The organism is Tyzzerella sp. An114 (assembly GCF_002161055.1).
In the GTDB taxonomy this organism is placed as follows: Bacteria; Bacillota; Clostridia; order Lachnospirales; family Anaerotignaceae; genus Fimicola; species Fimicola cottocaccae.
The window spans coordinates 114,807-139,819 of record NZ_NFLT01000001.1; the positions used below are offsets into that span (position 1 = coordinate 114,807).

The 25,013-nt window shown below is 32.6% G+C and carries 22 protein-coding genes; 6 read left to right on the plus strand and 16 right to left on the minus strand.

Going from position 1 to position 25,013, the window contains the following annotated elements:
* Positions 1-7: 7 nt before the first annotated feature.
* Positions 8-718: a hypothetical protein gene (locus B5E58_RS00515; RefSeq protein ID WP_088107721.1), complete on the plus strand. Its 711-nt coding sequence runs from the start codon at positions 8-10 to the stop codon at positions 716-718.
* 45 nt (positions 719-763) lie between these two features.
* Here the strand turns inward: B5E58_RS00515 and B5E58_RS00520 are convergent, their stop codons facing one another.
* The 13 genes from B5E58_RS00520 to trpS all read right to left on the minus strand — a co-directional run bounded on the left by B5E58_RS00520 (position 764) and on the right by trpS (position 17,831).
* The gene (locus B5E58_RS00520; RefSeq protein WP_088107722.1) at positions 764-2,701 is read right to left on the minus strand and encodes an oxidoreductase; all 1,938 of its coding nucleotides are present in this window, start codon (positions 2,699-2,701) and stop codon (positions 764-766) included.
* A gap of 86 nt (positions 2,702-2,787) precedes the next feature.
* Positions 2,788-3,924, minus strand: coding sequence for a YkvI family membrane protein (locus B5E58_RS00525; protein WP_088107723.1), 1,137 nt, complete (start codon positions 3,922-3,924; stop codon positions 2,788-2,790).
* A 410-nt stretch (positions 3,925-4,334) separates the two neighbouring features.
* Entirely contained in the window at positions 4,335-5,900 is a 1,566-nt protein-coding gene (locus tag B5E58_RS00530; protein WP_088107724.1) for an acyl CoA:acetate/3-ketoacid CoA transferase, read from the minus strand.
* A 114-nt stretch (positions 5,901-6,014) separates the two neighbouring features.
* Positions 6,015-7,136: a 2-hydroxyacyl-CoA dehydratase subunit D gene (locus B5E58_RS00535; RefSeq protein WP_088107725.1), complete on the minus strand. Its 1,122-nt coding sequence runs from the start codon at positions 7,134-7,136 to the stop codon at positions 6,015-6,017.
* Positions 7,137-7,150: 14 nt separating this feature from the next.
* Entirely contained in the window at positions 7,151-8,422 is a 1,272-nt protein-coding gene (locus B5E58_RS00540) for a 2-hydroxyacyl-CoA dehydratase subunit D (protein ID WP_088107726.1), read from the minus strand.
* Between the two features lie 17 nt (positions 8,423-8,439).
* Positions 8,440-9,216: an acyl-CoA dehydratase activase gene (locus tag B5E58_RS00545; protein ID WP_088107727.1), complete on the minus strand. Its 777-nt coding sequence runs from the start codon at positions 9,214-9,216 to the stop codon at positions 8,440-8,442.
* Between the two features lie 547 nt (positions 9,217-9,763).
* Positions 9,764-10,963: a cofactor-independent phosphoglycerate mutase gene (locus tag B5E58_RS00550; protein ID WP_088107728.1), complete on the minus strand. Its 1,200-nt coding sequence runs from the start codon at positions 10,961-10,963 to the stop codon at positions 9,764-9,766.
* A gap of 145 nt (positions 10,964-11,108) precedes the next feature.
* Complete coding sequence (locus tag B5E58_RS00555) at positions 11,109-12,431, minus strand: ABC transporter permease (RefSeq protein WP_088107729.1); 1,323 nt, start codon at positions 12,429-12,431, stop codon at positions 11,109-11,111.
* Between the two features lie 39 nt (positions 12,432-12,470).
* Complete coding sequence (locus B5E58_RS00560; RefSeq protein WP_088107730.1) at positions 12,471-14,603, minus strand: COG1361 S-layer family protein; 2,133 nt, start codon at positions 14,601-14,603, stop codon at positions 12,471-12,473.
* Between the two features lie 20 nt (positions 14,604-14,623).
* Positions 14,624-15,361, minus strand: a complete 738-nt coding sequence (locus B5E58_RS00565; RefSeq protein ID WP_088107731.1) for an ABC transporter ATP-binding protein — start codon at positions 15,359-15,361, stop codon at positions 14,624-14,626.
* A gap of 120 nt (positions 15,362-15,481) precedes the next feature.
* Positions 15,482-15,985, minus strand: coding sequence for a QueT transporter family protein (locus tag B5E58_RS00570; RefSeq protein ID WP_088107732.1), 504 nt, complete (start codon positions 15,983-15,985; stop codon positions 15,482-15,484).
* Positions 15,982-16,686: a hypothetical protein gene (locus tag B5E58_RS00575; RefSeq protein WP_330395575.1), complete on the minus strand. Its 705-nt coding sequence runs from the start codon at positions 16,684-16,686 to the stop codon at positions 15,982-15,984. Before B5E58_RS00575 ends, B5E58_RS00570 begins: the two co-directional genes overlap by 4 nt.
* Positions 16,687-16,826: 140 nt before the next feature.
* A complete protein-coding gene (gene trpS, locus B5E58_RS00580; RefSeq protein ID WP_088107733.1) occupies positions 16,827-17,831 on the minus strand; it encodes a tryptophan--tRNA ligase in 1,005 nt (334 codons plus the stop codon).
* A 256-nt stretch (positions 17,832-18,087) separates the two neighbouring features.
* Here trpS and B5E58_RS00585 point away from each other — a divergent pair, with 256 nt between their 5' ends.
* Complete coding sequence (locus tag B5E58_RS00585) at positions 18,088-19,116, plus strand: 3-deoxy-7-phosphoheptulonate synthase (RefSeq protein ID WP_088107734.1); 1,029 nt, start codon at positions 18,088-18,090, stop codon at positions 19,114-19,116.
* A 51-nt stretch (positions 19,117-19,167) separates the two neighbouring features.
* Here the strand turns inward: B5E58_RS00585 and B5E58_RS00590 are convergent, their stop codons facing one another.
* Positions 19,168-19,641 (minus strand): YbaK/EbsC family protein, encoded by a 474-nt coding sequence (locus tag B5E58_RS00590; protein WP_088107735.1) that lies wholly within the window; start codon positions 19,639-19,641, stop codon positions 19,168-19,170.
* A 301-nt stretch (positions 19,642-19,942) separates the two neighbouring features.
* On the opposite strand from B5E58_RS00590, the gene aroC reads away from it, so the two are divergent.
* From aroC to B5E58_RS00605, 3 genes are read left to right on the plus strand one after another with little or no spacing between them, the layout of a single operon-like run.
* Positions 19,943-21,043, plus strand: coding sequence for a chorismate synthase (gene aroC, locus B5E58_RS00595; RefSeq protein WP_088107736.1), 1,101 nt, complete (start codon positions 19,943-19,945; stop codon positions 21,041-21,043).
* A gap of 28 nt (positions 21,044-21,071) precedes the next feature.
* Positions 21,072-22,334 carry a diaminopimelate decarboxylase gene (gene lysA / locus B5E58_RS00600; protein ID WP_088107737.1) on the plus strand — a complete coding sequence of 421 codons (1,263 nt, stop codon included), beginning with the start codon at positions 21,072-21,074 and terminating at the stop codon, positions 22,332-22,334.
* A 23-nt stretch (positions 22,335-22,357) separates the two neighbouring features.
* Positions 22,358-22,996, plus strand: coding sequence for a lactate utilization protein (locus B5E58_RS00605; RefSeq protein ID WP_088107738.1), 639 nt, complete (start codon positions 22,358-22,360; stop codon positions 22,994-22,996).
* A 111-nt stretch (positions 22,997-23,107) separates the two neighbouring features.
* On the opposite strand, the gene B5E58_RS00610 is transcribed toward B5E58_RS00605, so the two are convergent.
* Complete coding sequence (locus tag B5E58_RS00610; RefSeq protein ID WP_088107739.1) at positions 23,108-23,755, minus strand: hypothetical protein; 648 nt, start codon at positions 23,753-23,755, stop codon at positions 23,108-23,110.
* A gap of 3 nt (positions 23,756-23,758) precedes the next feature.
* On the minus strand, positions 23,759-24,433 hold the full coding sequence (locus B5E58_RS00615) for a hypothetical protein (protein WP_088107740.1): 675 nt from the start codon (positions 24,431-24,433) through the stop codon (positions 23,759-23,761).
* Positions 24,434-24,586: 153 nt separating this feature from the next.
* Between B5E58_RS00615 and B5E58_RS00620 the strand changes: the two genes are divergently transcribed.
* Positions 24,587-25,003, plus strand: coding sequence for a Fur family transcriptional regulator (locus B5E58_RS00620; RefSeq protein ID WP_242956563.1), 417 nt, complete (start codon positions 24,587-24,589; stop codon positions 25,001-25,003).
* The last annotated feature ends 10 nt before the right edge of the window (positions 25,004-25,013 follow it).

The window sequence follows — 25,013 nt, forward strand, 5'->3', positions numbered from 1 at the left end:
TTTTATCATGAAAGGATATTTATTAACAAGTATAACAATATTACTTCTCATTACAGGTTGTCAAAATTCCAGCGGAACTAAAATGACTCAAAAAATATCTGAAAATAGTCTTATATCATCACAGGAAAATAATGAAAATACAACAGATACATCCAATACATCTAACACAGATGATACAATAAATACATCTGATACTTCTAATACTTCTAATACATCTAACACAAACAATACAACAAACACACAAAATACCCAGAACACTTCATCAGAAACACAACAAAATAAATCATATGAAGATGTAAAAGCTGAAAAAAATGCTGTGGAAGCTGAAATTGATGCTCTTGAAGCTGATTATAGAGTTGGTAAAATAGGTACAGATGAATTTAAAAATGCAAAAAAAGAATTGGAAATTAAAAAAGATGCCTTAGATGATATGGAAGATGATATTGAAGACCATATGGAAGAAAATTACTCTCAAAATAACAACTTTGTTTTAGGAACAACAGTTGAAGAACTTTTAAATCAAAAAAGACAGATAGAAATAGAAGAAGAATATCTTGATGACCAAGAAGATATTATTGAAAATGAATATAAAGCTGGAAAAATAACAAGAGATGAGTTTGTGGAAAAACAAAAACAAATATCAACAAGAGATGAGGAACTTGATGTTCTTGATGACATGGTTGATGATGCTCTTGATAGATTAGGCTATGACGATTAAACATAAAAGTAAAAAAGGTGTCCAAAAAGACACCTTTTTTATATATTAAGCTATAAACATTCTAAGGAAAAGTTCAAAGCCATCTTTAAGAGCTTTTTCAGCATCTCTCACATAATCACTGTCACCTATTATTGAATAAGATATTCTTTCATTCATAAGTTCTTCTGCAATAGTTGAACTTACAGGCTCAGAACCTGTTGCAATTATAATATTATCGTATTCAATCTCTTTATCATTAGAAAGAACTATACTATTTTCTTTAACTTCAATAACTTCAGTATCTGTAAACATTTTAACATCATTATTCAATAAGCCATTTATAACAGTTTCTCTTGTTGAATTAAGCTCAAAGCCAAGAATTGGAAGTTTTTCAATTATAGTTATATCTGGCTTTTTATACATATCTGACAAAGGTATATCAGTATATTTTGATAAAACATCTATGTTTTCATCACAGATACAACATTTATCATTTATAAACTCCGCCAATTCAAGACCGAGAGAACCTCCACCTATAATTACAGTTTTACCTCTCTTTATATTTTCAATAACTTTGTTTGAACCAAAGAAAACATCTTTTGCAAGTATATATTTTTTATCCTTAAAAACATCAGGAACAACAGGAACACTTCCCATAGCCAAAACAACAAAATAAGGCTCATAGGATTTTATTTTCTCAAAATCTGCAAAAGTATCATAAACAATATTAACATCAAGGGCTTTAAGGTCATTTTCAAGATTTTCTATAAATTTAAAAATATCATCTTTTTTAGGTGGAAGACCTGCCATATTAAGCTGACCTCCCAAACGACTTTCATTTGTTATAAGTATTGTTTTGTATCCTCTCTCAGCAGATTTTTTAGCTGCCATCATTCCCGCAGGGCCTCCACCGACAACTACAATTTTCTTTGCTGTTGCAATTCTTCTGTGAGTATTTTCAATATACTCAAAACCAGCTTCAGGGTTATATGAACAGTAAAGCTCCTCACCTCTCATAATACTTTCAATACATTTATTACAGCCTTGACAGACATTATAAGTTTTCTTTTCCAAAATCTTTATAGCTATATCATAGTCAGCCAAAAAGCTTTTACCAATAGCTAAAAAGTCTGTCATAGTGTTTTCAATCATTTTTTCACCCATTGTTACACTATTTAATCTTCCCTCTGTTATAACAGGAATATTTAAGTTTCTCTTTATACTGTCTGAAATAGCTCCAATTGTTTCAAAAGGCACAAAATATGTTTCACAAGGCACTTTTGAATTATACCAACCACCTGAAACTTTTACAGCATTTATAAGACCTTCTTTTTCAGCCTTTTCACAGAGTTTAACCATATCAGAAACAGTATATCCGCCCTCTGTCATTTGTGCACCTGACACACTCAATATAACAGGTATTTCAGCCCCAACAGCCTCTCTGACAGATTTCATAACATTAAATACTATATTTACTCTATTATCAAAAGAGTCTCCATACTGGTCATCTCTGTCATTTGTAATAGGTGATATAAATTCTGATAATAAAAATCCTTTTCCTGCCTCTATCTCTAAAGCATCAGCACCATTTTCAACAGAAATTTCAGCCGCTTTTTTAAAACTTTCAACTATATGTTTTATATCTTCAACAGACATATTTTTTGGAATAAATTCTTCTCTTTTTTCTCCCTGAAAAGTTGAACCACTTCCATAATGAAAAAGTTGTACAATATGTTTACATTCATATTCTTTAAGCATATTTGACATTTTATTACAAAAAACATCAAAGCCTTCACCATTAAAAGGCATATTATTAAAACTACCTTCTTTATTAACAGCACATATTGTAGTTATAGCAGCAGCTCCACCCTTTGCCCTTTTTTTATAAAATTCAGAAACTTTATCTGAAAATTCATTATCAATAACAAAACCTGTGTTTAACGCTGACATTATAAGTCTGTTTTTAAATTCTTTTCCGTTAATTTTAAAAGGTGTGAATATCATAAATCTTTACTCCTTTATTGATAAATTATGCTGATTAAAGCATAACATAATTAAAGAATAAAATCTATGAAATACACACCTATAAATTATTTTTTAACGCCGTTTTCGGCTAACCATTTTTTATTTTTATAATGTCCTATTGTAAGAACAGGAATAACAACTACAACAACACTTAAATATCCGCTGTAAACATAGGCATATTTTATAATATTTGTAAGACCTGCCATAGATACAAGAGTTGAAAGTATAAGTCCTGAAAGGGAAATTATCATACGTCTTCTATTAACATCAAATTTCTGAAGTATTTTTGTATTTTCAAATCTTGGAACAAGACCAAATATACATGAAACACCTGTTGATATAAAACATAAGAAAAGTGATATTGTATAACAATAATAAAGGAAAGGATATCCCAACTGATTACATATATAAAGAGTTGGAAGTTCTGTTCCTGTTACACTGTAATCAGAATACCAACCTAAAAGCATAAGGCATGATAAACCAAGAGCAAGAGCATTCATAATAAAACCTATTATAGTTGCTTTTGTTGCATTTTCTTTTGTCTTTAATAAGAATGAACAACTTATCAAAGCTGGAGCACAGAGAACCTGAAAACCTGCATATGATAATACTTTTAATATAGGCTGTAATATTCCTGTGCCGGCAGTCTCTCTTGCAGCTATAACTGTTTGAATTTCCATTCCTTTTGTTTTAATACCTAAGAAAAATATAATAGCACAGCAAACAAGTATACATACAGACATTACTGTGGAAGCCTTAGCCACAAGACTTGCACCAAAAATTGTAAGTATAAAAAGTATAACACTTACACCTATAACAGCAACTCCATAATTAACTCCATAATCTGTAAATAATGTAGCAGCTCCTGCAATAGCAGCACCTGTTGCACTTAAAGCTATAATATAATTAAAGATTTCAAAAAGAATTTCTATTTTTGTGTATGGATAAAATAATTCCTCAAAAACCTGTTTATAGTTAGTAAAGCCATGGTTATTTGTCATTATAACAATCTCTCTTAATACAAGAGCAAGTATAGCCATTGAAATTACAGCCATTAAAGGACCATACCAACCATATTGAACAAAATACTGTGTCGCCTGATTTCCCGTAGCAAATCCACCGCCGGCATGAGAACCAAACCAAACAGAGGCAACAGAAAATATACTGGCAAAACTAACTTTTCTGATAACTTCTTTAGACATTTAAAATTTACCCTCCCTATTTTCAAAATACATAAATTTTCAAAAAAGGGTCATGACCATAAAGTGATAAATTTTTTCACTTTTAAATGTACATTTTTAAAAACAAGAGCTCTTTTTTATGTCAATGATGTATATTAATATATTTATCGTTAACAGGTTATATTATACTAATATTAGACAATAAATTCAATATATTTTTATTGATAATTTATATCTGATTTACTTTTAACAGTATTACTTGAAAAAACTGTAATTTATCTATTATTATTGTATAGTTAAAGTGTACATAAATAAAAACATAAATTTATGTACACTTAGTTTATGCAAAAATGTTCAATGTTAAACAACCAAATTAATACATAAAAAAAGGACTTCGATATAATCGAAGTCCTTAAAAAAATTATATATTATCAGTCTTTTAATCCCATAGGAGCTTCAGCGAAAATTCTTGCGTCCATAAGTTTGATTTCGCCGTCAACTCTGTCAATCTTAGGCTCAAAGTCCATCATATCAAGAATTTGTGTCTGAAGGTCGATACCAGGAGCTATTTCTGTAAGGTGTAATCCGTCTTCTTTAAGAGTGAATACACATCTTTCAGTAATATACATTACCTGCTGACCATTTTTATTAGCTATATCGCCATTGAATGTAATCTGTTCAACAGCTTTGATGAATTTTTTCTTTTTACCTTCCTGAGCGATAACAACTTTACCGTCTTCAACTTTAACTTTTAATCCACCTGCTGTAAATGTACCACAGAAGAATACTTTAGGTGTGTTCTGAGTAATGTTGATAAATCCGCCACAACCAGCAATCATTGGGCCGAAACGGCTAACGTTAATATGACCATTTTCGTCACATTCAGCAAGACCAAGGAAAGCAAGGTCAAGTCCGCCACCGTCATAGAAGTCAAACTGATATCCCTGGTCAAGGATAGCATCAGCATTCATTGTAGCACCAAATCTTGGGCCACCCTGAGGAATACCACCAACTGGACCACCTTCAACTGTAAGTGTCATGTAGTCACCAATGCCTTCTTCACAAGCAACAGAAGCAACATATTCAGGAGCACCAACACCAAGGTTTACAGCAACGTCTTTTTCAAGCTCTAAAGCACCACGTCTACCGATGATTTTTTTAGCATCGAGAGGAAGTACAGCAGCACTGTTTGTTTCAGGAGCACGTTTTTCTCCTGAAAGAGTTGGGTCGTATGGACAACCTAATGACTGTTCATGGTCAGCAGGGTCTGCAACTACTACATAGTCTACATAAATTCCAGGTATTTTAACAAGACGAGGGTCAAGTGTTCCTGCTTTAACAACTCTTTCAACCTGAACAACAACGATACCACCGCTGTTTTTTGTGGCCTGAGCAACAGATGTTCCTTCAAGTGTAGCAACTTCTTTTTCTAATGTAATATTACCACTCTCGTCAGCATATGTACCTCTAAGGAATGCAACATTGATAGGGAATGCAGGATAGAAAAGATATTCCTGTCCTTTAATAGTCATAAGTTCAACGATATCTTCTTTTGTAATATCGTTAATCTTTCCACCGCCGTTTCTAGGGTCGATAAATGTACCAAGACCTACTTTTGTAAATGTACCTGGTTTGTGAGCAGCTATATCTCTGAAAAGGTGACATAAAGCACCCTGAGAAACATTGTATGCTTCCATTTCATTGTTCATAGCCATTTTACCGATAGCAGGGATTGTTGCCCAATGTCCGGCAATAAATCTTTTCATAAGTCCTTTGTGTGCATAGTGTTCAGCACCACGACCATCTTTATTTCCCTGTGAACCAGCGTAAACATATGTTATGTTGTTAGGTTCTCCAGTTTCAAGGAATCTTTTTTCAACAGCTTTATTAAGTGCTTCAGGAATAGCACTTGCAACGAAACCACTTGTTGTAAATGTGTCGCCATTTTTAATAAGTTTAGCAGCTTCATCGGCAGTAATAATTTTAACCTGTCTCATTATTATTCTCCTCCTACTTGCATTTATTAAAAACACAGGCTCTAAAATAATATACATTATCCTAGAGCCTGGTTGTACTCATTCAAAACCCGTCGGGATTTTCAACAAAATATATTACATCATTTCAACGAAGCTCTGAATTCTTGTTCTAGCCTGCTCGAAAGCTGTAGCTTCCTGGTCTACTTCTATCATGATGTTTTTGATACCTTTTTCTTCGAACTGTCTGTACATTACTGGGTAATCCCATTCTTCTGGGTCACAGAATTTCATCATAGCAACTATGATAGCATCTGCTCCTGTCTGCTCAACCATATCCATGAGCATTTTTCCTCTGTATTTCTTTGTATCTGTTGCTACTGAACATCCATACATTCTCTGCCATACTTTAGCAAGTCTGTATAATGGAGCTTCTTCTCCGTCAAGAACGTCAACTCTAATCTGTCTTGATTCCTGAGCAAGGTCGTCAGCAACAATAGCGATACCGTTTTCTTTAAAGATGTCAAGTAATTCGTTAGGCTCAACAAGGATACCTGTAACAACTGCTTTCTTACCTGTCCAAGGCTCAACAGGCATAGCTTTGATTTCTTCGATAAGTTCTTTAACAAGTGCAGTATGTTTTGATTTTTCCATAAACATTCTTGATTTGAATACTGCATGACGAGAAACTGGGTCGATAATCTGTGGATAATCAGCTGCTACTTTAACGAATTCACGCATAACTGCTCTGTTTTCATTGTAAACTTTGATAGAAGCTTCGATGTCAGCGTTTGTTATAGGAGCTCCAACGATTTCTTCAAGTTTTCTCTTAACGATTTTGTATTCTTCTACTAAGAATTTGTTAGCTGCTTCAAGTCCTCTGTTCTGAGGGTGTGTAAATACGATTACAGGTGATGTTCCTTTCCATTTCTGGCTTAAACATTTTAATGTATCACAAGGAACTGAAATAAGTACAGCTGCTAATTCATCATAAGCACCTTCACACTGTAATTCCATAACCTGCTGCATTATTGAACATGCGAAAGCTGGAAGGTATGTACGAGCTTTTGTGATTGTTTTCTGTCCACCCCAGATACCCATTGGAAGGTAACCTGTTGCGTGTACTAATTCTTCAGGAGCGTAAAGTGGTAAAATACCGATAGCACCTTTACCTGTTTCTGCTTTATAATCATCCATTGCTTTTTTAGGATTTGCTGCAACGTCTTTTAACTGGCTTAAAATTGTTTCATATTTACTCATTGTATTTCTCCCCCTTATTCTGCTTCTCCAGCAATCTGCTGTTCCATCATTTCTGCTAATGCCTGAACACGTGTATCGAACTGTGCAGGTGCAAAGTTACGAGGGTCTGTCTGGTCACCATCAAAGCTTACATATGGTTTTCCTGTTTTCTCTTTGATGATTTCAGCTGTTTCAACGTTAAGGAAGCTCATTAACTTACAGCTTCTGTTAAGGTGGTAAGCAACACCGTCACACTGTCCGCCATTAACAATATCAAGAAGAACATTTACTTTATTTTCAAGGCAAGTGTTGATGTAAATTCTTGTGTATGCTTCAGCCATTCCGTGTAATGACTCGTCATTAGCATCATATGAAAGGTTCCAAAGTCCTGGGTAAGCTGAACCTGTCATTATTGAACCAAGAGCTTTGAGTGATTTGAAAGTATGTCCTAAGTAAGGCCATACAGCGATACCTTCCCAAGTGATACGTGTTTTTTCAGCACCTTTGAATGCATAAACACCATTTTTAAGGTTTTCTTCGATTTCATCAGCAAATTTCTTGAATGTGATTTCAGCATAGTCACGGCTTCTTGCACAAACGATAAGAGCCATGTAGTTGAATAAGTCGAAGCAGTTAAGTGGAGATGGTTTGTAGTGTGATAAAGCTGCAATTCTATTCCACTGAGCAACTGAACGCTGTGTCTGCTCTCTAACTTCTTTAAATTTCTTATAATCAAATGGTTTTCCACAAATAACTTCAAGCTGAGCAATAGCATTTCTGAACTGGTCAGCAATGTATTCTTTAGCATATTCAGGGATAGGCATTGTGTGGTTAAATGGTACGTCGATTACGATACATGGAATATCTAATTCAACTGCAAGGTTTTCATACCATTTAAGAAGTGTATTACAGATGTTGTTACATGTGATAACAAGGTCTGGAAGTGGAACTCTTGCTGCTGGAGAATTAGCAAGTGTCTCAGGAGTTTTTCCTGTGATAGCTTCTTCTTTTAATAATTCCATATAACCCATGTTTACACGGCCATATGAACAACAGTCAAGTGAGTAGCCTTTTCTGTCTGCCACTTCAAGAAGGTCTAAAGCACCTTTTCTAGCACCGATACCAGCAGCGTGTGTTTCAGGATATACCATAGCAATATCCATAGTTACACAGAACTCAGATGGTGCAACTGAAGCTGACCAACAAACGAGTTTGCCGTTCTTTTTAGCTTCTCTTGCTTCTTCGTCTAATTTTGCCTGATAGTACGCTAACAATTCCTTTGCTTTTTTGCCTGTAGTTTCGAACATCTTCAATCCCTCTTTCTTTATCTTTTTGCTTCTTCGTATGCAAATAATGCAGCACCGAGAGCACCTGTTGTTTGTGGGTTTGGAGCCACAATAACTTCCCTATCTAATTCTCTACTTATTGCTCTTACAACACCGGCATTTTTTGCAACACCGCCTGTCATAACAACAGCATGTTCAAGTCCGCCTCTGTAAGCAAGACCGCAAGCCTTACTTGCAACGGACTGATGTACACCTGCAATGATGTTTTCTTTAGAAACACCTTTTGATAACTGAGAAATAACTTCTGACTCGGCAAAAACAGTACATGTACTGCTTATAGAAGCAATCTCTGTTGCACGACTGTCATATTCAGCCATATCATCAATAGTTATCTCAAGAACTCTTGCCATAACGTCAAGAAATCTTCCTGTTCCGGCAGCACATTTGTCATTCATAAAGAACTGTTTAACATATCCTTTATTATCAAGACGTATAGCTTTGGCATCCTGACCGCCAATATCTATAATTGTTCTAGCCTCCGGTACTAAGAAGAAAATACCTTTTGCATGGCAGCTTATTTCACTGACCTGCTTGTCAGCTTCTTTAAGAGCAAAACGTCCATATCCTGTTGCTACAATTTTAGTCATATCTTCCATTTTAAGTCCGCTAACTTCAAAAGCTTTTTCAAGAGCACGCTGAGGACCGGAAGAACCAGTACCAACCTGAATGACTTCTGCTGCAACGATGTTTTTTCCGTCTTCAAGAATAACTACTTTAGAAGATGCTGAGCCAACATCTATTCCCATTGTGTACATTAGAAATCCTCCTTTAAAATAATGCATTTAAAAATTTGCAATACAAATTGTAAACATAATGCATTGCAATTATTTAAAAACGAAAGACTGTTGTAAAAAGCAGCTGTCGTATAATTGCCAAAAAATAAAACTATAACATTTATTTATAATTAATAGTCAAAACACAGTCTTTTTTATCAATTTTTAATTATTATAACATTTTTATCTTTCATATGCAACACATATTGTTAAAAAATTATTTTTTTAAAATAAAATTCAAAATTCAAAATTCTTTTCAAATTTTATATGATATAACTATTAAAAAGGGACATATTGCATACAAATATAAACAATACATCACAATTAATTTAATATAACAAAATAAATATAGTACTTTTTAACATTAACCTTATTTTTATCAATAATACTAACGATATTCAATAAAAAGATATTTGATTAGTTTTTAACACAATCCATACTGTTTTATAATAATATGGTATGTTTATTAACAATCTTTTATTATAAAAAAATAAGGACATACAGTTTTATAACTGTATATCCTTTAACTTTAACCTATAAAATAAGACATAAGTTTATATCCTTCATCAAACATTAAGTCAGATTTTGATATTTCTTTCTCACTATATGCCTTTATATCTGAACTTTTATTATTTCTACTATCATATATAGCAAAAGGTATAGGGTCAGAAACATGAGTTTTAAGAGAAATAGGTGTAGGGTGGTCTGGAAGAACCATTATTTTAAAATCCTCTCCCATATTTTTAAGACCTTCCATAACAGGTTTTACAATCTCACTATCTATAAGCTCTATTGACTTAATTTTATTTTCAATCTCTCCCCTATGACCACATTCGTCTGGAGCTTCAACATGGATATAAACAAAATCATTTCCATTTTTAAGAGCAGAAAGAGCAGCTTCTCCCTTTCCTTTAAAGTTTGTATCTACATTTCCTGTTGCTCCTAAAACCTCTATAACTTCCATTCCAGCACATATTCCTATTCCTTTTATAAGGTCAACAGCTGAAATGACAGCACCCTTAAGACCTGTCATTTTTTCAAAGTTTCCTATTGCTGGTTTAGTTCCCTCTCCCCAAAGCCATATTGAATTGGCAGGATTAAGACCTTTTTCAATTCTCTTTTTATTTATAGGGTGGTCTTTTAAAATGTCTCTGCTTTTTTCCATAAGTGAAAATATAAGTTTATTTTCAGGCAGATAATTTGTTACTTTTCTGTCAGAAATATCGTGGGGAGGTGTTAAATTAAGGTCAGTTTTTCCTCCATGCCATATAAGACAATGACGATAACTTATACCAGAAAAAAACTCAAGTTCATCTGTTGACAATGCTTCATTTACAGCTTTTATAAGTTCTGCCGCTTCCTCTGTTGATATTTCTCCAGCACTATAATCAACCATTGTTCTATCTCTTATATCTTCTTCATCAGAAAGTGTAACAAGATTACATCTAAAAGCAACATCATCATCTTTCATGTCAATTCCTATACTTACAGCCTCAAGAGGTGAACGACCTGTATAACAAGAAACAGGATTATATCCCATAGCAGAAAGATTTGCCACATCACTTCCCGGTTTCATTCCATTAGGTACAGTTTTTACCATACCACACACACCATTTTTTGCAATAAAATCTATTGTATCTTTTTTTGCAACTTCAAGAGGTGTTCTATCATTAAGTTCTTTTATTGGGTAATCGGCCATACCGTCTCCCAGCATAACAACATATTTCATATTAAATACATCTCCTTACTTTCATAGAAAAACATTTGTCTTTGCAACAAATACTTTTCTATTATAATCAAAATAGTTAAATATGTAAAGTTTATTTTTAATACAAAAAACAGCCCCTAAAAAGGGACTGTTTTTAAATTAAAAATTATTCTGTTTTTATAGCTGTTAAAGCTGAAAGTTTCATGGCACGTTTTGCTGGAAGATATCCTGAAGCAACTCCAACCAAAGTTGCAAAAGCCAAAGATGCTAAATAGAGCCATAAAGGTATTGATGAAAGCATATCGCTTGATTGTTTCATAGCAAAGTAATTTACAGCTTTTGAAGCTCCAAAACTTAAAAGCATACCAAATATACCTCCCATAAAACCTATTATAGCTGCCTCTGTCAAAAATAATCGTTTTATATCTTTTAAAGATGCACCTATAACTTTCATTACACCAATTTCTCTTGTTCTCTCATATATTGACATTACCATAGTATTTGTAATACCTATTGCCGCAACTATAAGAGATATAGCACCGATAGCTCCAAGCATCGTTCTTAACATTTTTGTTGTTTCTTTCATAGACTCAAGAATATCAGATAAACTAGATGCATTGTATCCCATATCTTTTATCTGTTGCTGTATACTTTGAACTTTCTCTATATCCTCAACTCTAACCATAGCTCTTTCATAATTACCACTTTTTTTCTTAGTTGTACTTCCTCCTGCACTTTCATGTTTCTGTTTTTCCTTCTGTATGCTTTCAAGCTGTTTTATAGGCATAATAACAGAGTAAGCATTCTGGTCACTTCCTGCAAGAGTTCCAACAACTTCAACCTTTATAGGTTTTATTGATTTATCAGCATTTTTTGTGCCATAACTATAATCATATGTAAGTTGAACTTTATCATTGAAAATATCAACCTCTGGAGGGTCTGAGTTATATCTGGCTCTCCAGTCAAGTTTTGGATTATAAAAACTTGTCAAAACAGTTTGTCCAACAACTATGGCATTTTTATCTTCACCCGTCAAACCTCTGCCCTCAGCTATATTATATCCTAAATCGTCAAAACACTCTGGGTCTATACCTATAAAACTTACATCGGATACATATTTACCACATATAATTTGAAAATAATCATTTACAACAGGTGTTGCTGCCATAACTCCTGGTATATTTTTAAAACTCTGTATAGCTTTTGTATCAAGAACAACATTTCCGTTATTTTTTGAAGAAGATGACGAAGATGAACCAGAACTCATAACAACACCCATTCCGCCATTAGGAGCATATACATCTATAACTTGCAAACTTCCCCATTCGGAAACTTGTTTAGTATAGCTTTCATTCATTCCTATACCTATTGAAACCATAACAACAATAGATGCAGTACCTATAATAACACCCAAAATTGTCAAAAATGTTCTAAGCTTTCTTTTCCAGAGGTTTCGGACAGCCATTGATATTAAATCTTTTATACTCATAGGCACCAAACCTTTCTAAATATATATAGTTTTATGTTATTATTCATCATCGCTGTCATCTGCTTCTAAAAATGCAGCCTCTTTTTTAGCTTTTATTTTTTTGAATATAACAACACCTGCTATAACAACAACTACAACTATTCCAACAATTATACCTATTTTCTTAAAATTAACTTTTTCTTCTTCAGGAGGCATCATACTAGGGTCAAAGTCATCTGTCATAGGCATAGCTTCAGTAACATTCATTGTAAAATCTTTTCTTACCTCAAAACTCTCACCACTAGGGTCTTCATAGGTAAGAACAATACTTACAGGTGTTTCACCCATATTCATAGGTGTAAAACTTCCGTCAAAATATTCTGTATTTCCAGCATCAAAGTTTCCTATGAATGTACTCTTATTCTGTGTTTCAACATCGCCTTCAATTTTTATCATAAAATTACTTAAAACAACTTTTCCTGTATTATAAATCTCAAAGGATACAGGCACAGGAACACCCATTTCTGTTGTTTCAGGTATATATATCTGACCTGTCTCAACCTGTGTAGGCTGTTTTACATTTATACCTAAAAGTTCTGTTGCTGTATATTCATTTCCTTCAGTGTCTTCATATTCAAAGTTTACTGTAAGGGTATATGTTTTAGGCTGTGCATCAGGTACAACAAAAAGTCTAAGTTTTTTATTTACAGTTTGTTTTGCACCTATTGAGTCAAAATAGAATGTATTACTGCTGTCAACAGGTGTAAATATATTACCAGTTTTTGCAGTATCTGTTGAAGTTTCCTCTGAAAGAGTTAAATACATTTTTATATTTTTTACAGTTTTAGTTTGATGAGTATTTAAAAATGTCATTGTAAGGTCAAACTCATCACCAGCCATAACTATAAGAGGGTCACTCTGATAATCACTTACAATAATTTTAGGTTTACTTGTTTTTTTGTCTCCATCTTCTCCCGATGAGTCAGCTTCAGGATTACTTATATTAACTCCCGCATACTGGGAGAATGTTACAACGTTATTTTCTCCCTCTTTCATTGAACCATCTTCATAAGAAACAGCAAACTCAATAGCATAGTTCTGAGATTTTGCTAAAGATGTTCCAGCAAAAGTAAATTCCATAGGTGTGGAAGCTCCACTTGCAAGCTGTGTAACAGTCTTAACACTTGATGATTTAGGAACAACAGCACCTTCTCCAGCAGGAGTTGCAGTTACTTTTATATTTTTTGCAACACCTTTTCCATTATTAAAAAGGTTAAATTTTACTACAAAATTCTGATTTACACCATAAACACCACTAGGCTCTGCCATATTTCTTATTTCAAGAGAAGATTTTTCAGTTGGACTTCCTGTTCCAACAGAAATAAAGAAACTCTGTTCAAGAGTATGCTCTTTTCCGTCAACATCTTTACATTTAATATTAACCTTAACAGGATAATTTCCAGCACTCATACTTCCATTAGCTATAATATTAAATGAAACAGTCTGAGCATGTCCTATTGAAATCTGTTTATAATTTTTTGTATTTGTACCATTGTTTATACTTATTCCCTGTGGGTCAAGGTCTGCAAGAGTCACATAAACATCATTCATCAAAAGTCTTCCTTTATTAAAGACATCAAAGCTTATTGTTGCTGTCTGTCCCGGAAGAATTGAAGGTTGTGACATTTTAAAATTCTGTATAACAAACTCAGGAGCTTCTGCACTCTGTGCTTTTAAATATATTGTGGAGCTTCCTGTGAATTTCTTTCCAAAAGTATTAAAGAATGTATAATTAATTTTAGCAGTGTAAGTTTTATTTGAAACAGTCTGGTCTGCATCAACAACAAGAGTTATATTTTTATCTCCCTGACCAGCTATTGTAGTAATTTTATTGTCACTGCCTGCTATGTACATATTAAAAGGGTTATCTGTTACATCTGTAAGCTCTGTTTGAACAATTATGCTTTTAGCTGCATAAGGTGTAGGGTTCTTTATGTTAAGTTTTATTTCATTTTTAGAACCACCCTTTATGTCAAAAACAGGACCATTTGTTAGTATAAGTTCTGGAATGTATTCACTTTTGTCTATAACCTCATCATCTGCACCAAAAGCGCTTACCATTCCTCCCATACTCATTTGAAGGACAAGTATTATTGTAAAAACAATTCCCAACAAACTTTTAATTTTTTTCATAATATACCTCCGCTCTCTACTTAAGTTGGTCTTTGGTTAATCTCGATTTTTTCTATGGCACCATCAGAAAGATGTATAATTCTATCAGCATATTCCGATATCTCCAAATCGTGAGTAACTATTATAAGTGTCTGATTATTTTTTCTCGCCATTCCCGTTATAAGGTCCATCATTTCATAAGTAGTTTTTGTGTCAAGATTACCTGTTGGTTCATCAGCAAAAACAACTCTAGGATTATTTATGAAAGCTCTTGCAATACTTACTCTCTGTTGCTGTCCACCACTCATTTCATTAGGCTTATGATTTGCTCTCTCTTTAAGCCCAACAGCGTCAAGCATTTTTTTAGCTCTCTCAATCCTTTCTTTTTTAGGAACCCTCTCAAATATAAGGGGAAGCATTACATTTTCCATAGCTGTAAGAGTTGACAGAAGATTATAGGACTGGAAAACAAAGCCTATATTCTGCTGTCTAAAAAGTGCAAGTTGTTCTTCATTCATTCTCTCAACGTGCTTATTAGCTATTATAATCTCACCTTTTGTAGGTTTCTCCAAACCTGCTAAAAGATTTAAAAGTGTTGATTTTCCCGAACCTGATTTTCCAAGAAGACAACAAATTTCTCCCTCAGCAATATTAAGGTCAATGTTATTAACTGCAAAAATCCTCTCATTTCCCATACGAAAAACTTTTTTTACACCTCTTATCCTGATTATGTCTTTAGCCAATACTGTTACCTCCTTTCCGAAATCAGTTTTACTCATATATTAGATACATATACTTTATAATTTGTTTCAAAAATTTTAAAAAAATATATTTTTTTATTTTTAATAATAAAAAAAGCCCGAATAATATTAATTATTCGAGCTTTTTAAAACCTATATTTATTTTAATATTTCAATTACTTTTTTATTTTTAAGTATATACTTAAACACAGGATATCCTATACAAGTAACAACAGCAAATTCACCCATCATAACAGTGGCTGTTGTTGGAACGAAAGGTAATCCCGAAACAAAATAAAGTTCAATACCTACAAAGAAACAGAAAAATGTAGGCCATAATGTAGCAACAAAAAGACTTTTTGTGCGAGTTATAGCAAACATAGTACATATAGTAGCAGTTGTACCAAAAATAACATCAATAATTCCCAATGGACTAAAACAGTTAGCCATTATACATCCTATAACAAGTCCTGGAGCAAATATAGGATTTATATAGGCAAGAAGAACCATAATCTCAGAAAATCTAAGCTGTATAGCGCCATATGAAAGTGGAGCTATTAGAACAGTTAAAACACAATAAAGTGCTGCTGTTATACCTGTAATAGCAATATCTTTTGCAGTAATTTTTCTAGAAACTCTCTTTTTTGAAATTAAATTTATCATAATGTACCTCCTACACCAAAATCAGTATTATTCCACAAAACTTCTATATTAGGGTTTTCGTCAAGATAGCTGTATTTATCTCTAAACCATTTTATAAGCTCATTATCAGCCTTTATATTGGTTGTATTATCAATAAATACATTTACACAGCCATGCTTGAAATATTCTTGGAGGCACTCCATATCATAATCAATCATTTCTTTTGTCTGTCCCTGTATGCCAACCATAAGACATATAGAGTCAAAATATTTTGCTACTTCCTCAGGGCCACTGAATACAGTTCCCTTTTTAAGTACATTGTTTCTGAAATAGTCATTAAAAGTTTCAACACCATTTTTAAATATTATAGGCACACCGAAAAACTGACGCATTTCATCAAGTCTGTCTCTGTATGACCAATAACTTTCAAAAAACAGTAATTTTATTCCTTTCTCTTTGACTATCTCTTTAATTTCAAAAAGAGTTTTCTTTGGAAGTTCAAAAACACTGCCAGAGTTTATGACCTCAAGGACACCTTTAAACCCTGTAACATTTTTTAAAACTTCGCTATTAAATTCTGCCATTTCTTCTTCGTTTTTGGAATTATCATCAATATAATCACAAAAGGCACATCTACCCCATATACAAGGGTGACCTTTTAGAAGAACTATTTCTCGTGGTTTCTTGTTTTCGACAACACTGTATCGAACCATTTCATTCATTTAATTTTCCTCCCTGTTTTTTATTTTCGAGATGGTTATGCAAGGAACATCTCGATATTTATTATAAAAGGTAAAAACCTTCATAATCAAATATAACGACCTAAAAATAAGCCGGCTTGCTTTTTTATTTTTTATATTAATTATTTAATTCTTGCTGGGAAACCAATTTTTTTATGAACTTTTCTAAGAGTTCTATCAGCTAATCTTCCTGCTCTCTCAGCATTCATTTTTATTATTGAGTCAATATAATCTTTATTTTTCTCAAGTTCTCTAACTTTTGCCTGTATAGGCTCAAGGTTTGCCACAACAGCCTCACCAACAGCTGTTTTAAATGTGCCATATCCCACATTTTCAAACTCTTTTTCAGCCTCAGCTATTGTTTTACCAGTTGAAGCACAATAAATATTTAAGAGATTTGAAATTCCTGGTTTATCTTCACTAAAACGAACCTGATTATCAGAGTCTGTAACAGCTCTTTTAATTTTATTCATAATTACAGCAGGCTCGTCCATAATTGCTATTGTATTGTTTTTATTTTCATCAGATTTTGACATTTTCTTTGTAGGCTCCTGAAGTGCCATAATTCTTGCACCTACTTTTCCAATGTATCCTTCTGGAATTTTAAATGTATCACCATAAACAGAATTAAATCTTCCAGCAATATCTCTTGTAATTTCAAGATGCTGTCTCTGGTCTTCACCAACAGGAACAAGGTCAGCTTGATAAAGAAGTATATCAGCAGCCATAAGTACAGGATATGTGAAAAGACCTGCATTTATATTGTCAGCGTGTTTTGCTGATTTCTCTTTAAACTGTGTCATTCTGTTAAGCTCGCCCATATATGTGTAACAATTTAAAATCCAACCAAGTTCAGCATGCTGTGGAACATGGGATTGATAGTATATTATATTTTTTTCAGGGTCAAGACCAACTGCAATATACTGCATAAGTAAATCCCTAGCCTGTTTTCTAAGTTTAGCAGGGTCCTGTCTTACAGTTATAGCATGCATATCAACTATACAATAAAGACAGTTGTAATCTTCCTGAAGTTTTGTCCAGTTATTTAAAGCACCAAGATAATTTCCAAGTGTTATAAGTCCTGAAGGTTGCATTCCGCTGAATATTATTTTTTTATCATCTGACATAATAAATCACTCCTGTTACCAATAAAATAAGGAAGAAAAAAAATCTTCCTCGATTTATTAAAATATTTTTTTAAGTACAATATTTAAAAATATTGCAAAATCAACGTTTTTTTTATATAGTATAGAGTATACTATTAAAAGTGACATTTTTCAATATAGTTTTTTTATATATAATTGTAATAAAATGTACTTTTTTTAGTAAATACATCCTTGTTTTGAAAACAGGGGGAAGTTTTCAGAAAGGAATTTTAATATTATGAGTTTCAAATGTGTACAAGTTATACCATCTCCAGAGGAGATGCTTTCAGAAGTTGCAATGCCCGAAAATCTCAAAAAGATAAAAGCTGAGAGAGATGAAGAATTTAAAAGAATAATTGAGGGCAAAAGCGATAAGTTTGTTGTTATTATAGGACCATGTTCTGCAAGTGATGAGGACGCTGTTTGCGATTATGTTTCCCGTCTTGCAAAAGTCAATGAGGAAGTAAAGGATAAGCTCTTCATTGTACCTAGAGTATACACAAACAAACCAAGAACAACAGGTGAAGGATATAAAGGTATGCTTCATCAGCCAGACCCTGAAAAGGGAGCTAATATTTTAAAAGGTATAAAGTCATTAAGAAAAATGCACATTCGTGCTATTTCAGAGTCACATCTTACAGCTGCTGACGAAATGCTTTATCCTGAAAATCTTGCTTATGTAGATGACCTTCTCACATATATAGCAATAGGTGCTCGTTCTGTTGAAAATCAGCAGCACAGACTTGTTTCAAGTGGAATAGATGTGCCAGTAGGTATGAAAAACCCTACAAGTGGAGACTTTACAGTTATGATGAACTCAATTCATGCTGCACAGTCAAGCCATACATTCCTTTACAGAGACCAAGAGGTTTCAACAACAGGAAACCCATATGCTCATGCAATACTTAGAGGTTCTGTAAACAAACATGGTCAGAGTATGCCAAACTACCACTATGAGGACCTTTCTCTTGTATGTGATATGTATCATAAACACAACCTTGAAAATCCATTTATAGTAGTTGACGCAAATCATGCCAACTCAAAGAAAATATATTCAGAGCAGCCTAGAATTGTTGCTGAAATTCTTCACAATCGTACATTAAACACAGACCTTCATAAAATGGTACGTGGTATAATGATAGAAAGCTTCATTGAAGAAGGAAATCAGAAAGTTGAAGAACATGTATATGGAAAATCAATAACAGACGCTTGCATTGGTTGGGATACAACAGAAAGACTTCTTCATTATATGGCAGAGCACGTATAATAAAATTTTTAAAAATAAAAAGACAGCTTATTGCTGTCTTTTTATTTTTTATTATTCCCAATCCTTACAAATATCAACCCATTTTTCAGCCTTAGAAATATCAAAAAGCTCATCACAAGAAAGAGCTATGGCAGAGTTACTACTACCACAAGCAGGATATACAGTATCAAATCTTTTCATTGATATATCCATAAAGACTTTAACACCTTCAGGAAGTCCAAAGGGACAAACTCCCCCTATTGCATGACCTGTCCTATCCAAAGTTTCCTCAGGAGATAACATTCTTGCTTTCATAGAAAATTCGGCTTTAAATTTTTTATTATCTATTTTTCCATCTCCAGCAACACATATAACCATACAACCATCATCTTTTGTTTTAAGGGCTAAAGTTTTTGTTATTTTTGCCGGTTCAACACCAACTGCCTCCGCTGCCAGTTCAACTGTTGCACTTGAAACATCAAACTCCATAATATCATTATCTCTGTTGTAATTTTTAAGATATTCCCTAACAACTTCTATTGACATTTTTTAATCCTTCTTTCCCCCAAATTAATATTTAGGTAAAATATATCACAGCAAGCTATTTTTTTCAACAAAAAAACAGAGCCGGATTGAAAGGGGGGCTCCGACTCTGAAAATGGGGTATTAAATTTCTGACGACATTTCATCAGTGAAAAGACTGTTTTTAATCTTTTCACATAGATAAACGAAAGTTTTATAAAAAAGTCTTATGAAATAATAAAAATTTTTGATATTTTTTTTGCACAAAAACGTATGTATTTGTGTTACAATACATTCTATATTAAATTAAAAGCGAGGTGCATATATGTCAGGCTCGATTTTCGGAAAAAATTTTACAATAACAACTTGGGGTGAGTCTCACGGAAAAGGACTTGGAGTAGTTATTGATGGTTGTCCTAGCGGTATATCTCTCACTGAGGAAGATATACAAAAAGATATGGACAGAAGAAAACCTGGTTCAAATGCTTATGGAACAAAACGCAGTGAAGGCGATAAAATACATATAATGTCAGGAGTATTTGAGGGAAAAACAACAGGAACTCCCATATCTCTTATGGTATTTAACGAAGACCAACGCTCAAGAGATTACTCTCAAATAGCAGAATGCTATCGTCCGGGACACGCTGATTATACCTTTGACAAAAAATATGGTTTCAGAGATTACAGAGGCGGAGGACGTTCTTCTGGTAGAGAAACTCTCTCTAGGGTTGCAGCCGGTGCTGTTGCTAAAAAAATACTTGAAGAATTAGGAATAAAAGTAGTATCCTATACAGTTTCAATAGGAAATATATCAATAGATAGAGAAAAATTTGATTTTGATGAAATATCAAAAAATCCTCTTTTTATGCCAGATAAAGATGCAGCAGAAAAAGCCTCTATATTTTTAAACAAATGTATGAGTGAAGAAAATTCTGCTGGTGGTATAATAGAGACAGTTGTATATGGTATGCCTGAAGGTATTGGAGAACCTGTATTTGACAAACTTGACGCAAACCTTGGAAAAGCTATGTTTTCAATAGGTGCTGTAAAGGGTGTTGAGATAGGTTCAGGATTTAATGCCAGCAAATCAACAGGTTTTGAAAATAATGATTTCTTTGAATATAATAATGGAAAAGTTTCAAAACTTTCAAATAATGCTGGAGGAATTTTAGGAGGAATGAGTGATGGTTCTGAAATAATAATAAGAACAGCTTTCAAACCTACACCTTCAATACATAAAACTCAAAAAACCATAAACAAAAACAATGAAAATATAGATATAAATATTAAAGGTCGCCATGACCCTGTAATAGTTCCCCGTGCTGTTGTTGTGACAGAAGCTATGGCATCTATTACTATTGTTGATTTATTATTTGCCAATATGTTTTCAAAAATTGAAAACATTAAATATTTATACAAAAGATAAAAATTTTTAAAATCGAAAGGAGAAAAATATGCAAAAAGTATATTCAAAAGTAACAGATAGTATGAATTTTTTTCAGGGAGTAGACCCAACAGAGTTAGCAGAAAAATATGGTACTCCTCTTTATGTTTATAACGAAAGAATTTTACGTGAAAGATGCCGTGACCTTAAAAATCTTGTAACATACCCTAATTTTGTTGTAGATTATAGTGCTAAGGCAAACGGAAATCTTGCATTTTTACAGATTGTAAAAAGTGAAGGTCTTGAAGTTGATGCTATGAGTCCAGGAGAAATTTTTGTTGAGAAAATGGCAGGTTTTGAGCCTCACGAAATTTTCTATATCTGTAACAACGTATCAGAGGAAGAAATGCTCTATGCTATAAAAGAAGGCGTTATAACAAGTGTTGACTCTCTCTCTCAGCTTGAACAGTACGGAAGACTTAATCCAGGTGGAGAAGTTGCAATCCGTTTCAATCCAGGTGTAGGTGCAGGACACCATGAGAAAGTTGTAACAGCAGGAAAGAAAACAAAATTTGCTGTAAGCCCTGAATTTATACCACAGGTTAAAGAGATACTTAAAAAATATGACCTTAAACTTATAGGTATAAATCAGCATATAGGTTCACTTTTCATGACAGGTGAGGCTTTTGTAAAGAGTATCGCTTCCCTTCTTGAAATTGCAAAACAGTTTGAAAATCTTAAATTCATAGATATGGGTGGCGGATTTGGTATACCTTACAAAAAAGAGTTTGATGAAGCTCCTCTTGACCTTAAAGACCTTGGAAAACATATTGATGAGGCACTTTATAAATTTGCTGAGGAATATGGTAGTCAGGTGACATTCAGAATTGAGCCAGGCAGATATATTTCAGCAGAATCAAGTGTAATTCTTGGTACAGTTCACTCTGTAAAATACAACCATGATAAAAAATTCGTTGGTACAGATATAGGTTTCAATGTTTTACAAAGACCTATTATGTATGATTCATATCACGGTGTAGAAGTATTTAGAAAATCTGATGTTAAATCAGAAAAAGATGAGACAGTTACTGTTGTAGGAAATATATGTGAAAGTGGAGACATTCTTGCAAAAGATAGAACTCTCCCTGAAATATTTGAAAAAGATACACTCTGCGTTCTTGACGCTGGTGCTTATGGTTTTGCTATGAGCAGTAACTACAATAACAGACTTCGCCCAGCAGAAGTACTTATCAGAGAAAACAATGAAGTTGTACTTATTAGAGAAAGAGATACTTTTGAAGATTTAACAAGACACTTCATTCCATTAAAATAATAAATTTTAAGGAGGTCATTAATATGGCAACACCACTTGAGAAAAGAAATGAATTACTTGCAAAGAAAGTAATTAAAGGGCTTGAAAGCAGACATTTTGAAGCTTATTACTGTCCAACAACAGAGGAAGCATTAAAAAAAGCTCTTGAAATTATTCCAGAGGGAAGCTCTGTAACATGGGGAGGCAGTGTTACAGTAAGAGAATTAGGACTTGCAAAGGCTCTCAACGAAGGAAACTATACAGCATATGACAGAGACCAGGCAAAAAGCCCTGAGGAATCAGCTGATATAATGCGTAAAGCATTTACTTGCGATTATTATGTAACAAGTGCCAACGCAATTTCTGAAGACGGTGAACTTGTAAATGTTGACGGAAATGGAAACAGAGTTGCTGCCATATGTTTTGGACCTAAAAATGTGCTTGTTATTGCAGGTATGAACAAAGTTGCAAAAGACATTGACGCTGCAATAGTTAGAGCAAGAACAATAGCTGCACCTATAAATCAGATGAGATTTATGGGAAAAACAGGATGTTCAGTAACTGGAGCTTGTGAAAACTGTAAATCACAGGAGTCTATATGCTCACAGATTGTAATAACAAGACTTACAAAACCAGCTAAGAGAATAAAAGTTATTCTTGTTGGTGAAGATTACGGATTTTAATTTATTTTAATGGAAAGGGATAAACTTTAAAAGTTTATCCCCTTTTTTATTATTCTATTTCTAAAGTTTTAGAATTTATTGACAAAATAACTCTCTCACAACTGTCACTGTTTATTCTTCCAGCATTCTATAATCAATATGTATTTCTCTTATCTCTGATGTTTTTGAATTTATTTTTATAAGCAATGTTTCACCCTGTTTATTATCAACATAAAAATTATAGTCATCAAATTTTTCACCATCTTTATGGTTTGAATGTGTATACCTTACATTTTCATATCCATTTTTTTCAATAATACTTTTACTTTCCTCTATTGTTTTAAGCCCGCATATATGGGGAAAAGCCATATATACAACTGATGTAAATATGTATACAAATATAAACATAACTAAACTTCCATTTTTCTCATTTTCCAAATATTTAAACCATTTTGTTTTAAAAACATAACCTAAAACATAAATAACACATATTGTCAAGTATACGTAAGTTATAGGTTCATATAACATAAAAATAAGCATTACAGCAACAAGTATAATAAAAATAATACTTGTTATATTAGCACTATTTTTTCTTTTTTCCATTCTTTTATTGGATTTAAAATAACTTATACCAAATATTATTGGTATATAAATTATAAATTCATAAGAAGATGAGTCAAAAGCCCCTTCATAATTATTTTTAATATATAAACTACATAGTATAAATAATATATAAGATAAAACAATACCTAAAACTAATATAATTTTTTTATTTCTCATAAATTACCCCTCCCCTTCAATAAGCAAATCCATAAAATCATTACTTCCATCTTCGGAATAATCTATAATTTTACCTCCTTCAACATTTACAATAATATCATACTCCTTATCACCCTTACGTGCTCTAAAGCAATAAGCTCCAAAATGAGTTTCTTCATCAAAAAATATTTTTATAGCTGTATTATTTAATATTGAAATATACTGAACATTTTCATATCCTTGTTCTTTTATAGTTTTCTCAACCCTATTTATTGTATACATATTGTTAACTTTTGGAAATATAAAAGCTCCAACAAATATAACTATAATCATGATAAAAACAAATATATTTTCTTCATTTAATATTTTTAATTTAAAAAAACTATCCAAAAGAAACAAAACAGAAATACATAAAAGTATATATATAACAGGAGAATGTCTATCAATCAAAAATATAAAAGTAATACTTCCAATAAGACATAAAAAAGCAATTATACAACTATATTTATTTTGTTTTTCAGATTTATTTTTTCTAGAAAAAATATTAATAACTCCTATAACAGAAATCACTATCATAATAGATATAAAATCTTTACAATAAAATCTGCCATAATAATTATAAATACAATATATAACAATCATATTTACAAAATACATAAATATGTTTATACCTGAAACAAATAATTTTCTTTTATCCATAAAATCCACTTCCTCATATCATATATAGAAATATTATATAATTGCTCACAAAAATTTTATAGTGTATAATAATCCAAAACTATATCTATTTATTAGATACATAAAATCACAATTTTCTTACAAAAACAAAAGATTTTTATCGAGGTTATTTTTATGGAAAAGAATATATTAAAAGAAGCATCTTTAAAATCAACAAAAAAGAGAAACATAATATTAAAAATTGTAAGTGAGTCAAATTCTCCTGTAACAGCAGAGTATATTCATGAAAAATCAGAAATAAAAATGAGTCTATCTACTGTATACAGGGCTTTAAATGTACTGTGCGAAAAAAATATAATAGAAAAAAACATTCATCAAAACGGAATTGCATATTTTTCAATGGCAAACAAAGTCCACAGACATAGTATTATATGTACTTTGTGTAATAAAAGAATACTTTTGGAAAGCTGTCCAATAGCCAGTCTTGAAAATGAAATATCACAAAAAACAGGTTGCATAATAACAGGTCATAACTTAGAATTTTTCGGAATATGTCCCGAATGCATAAAAAATATGGGGAATATATTATAAAAACTGTGAT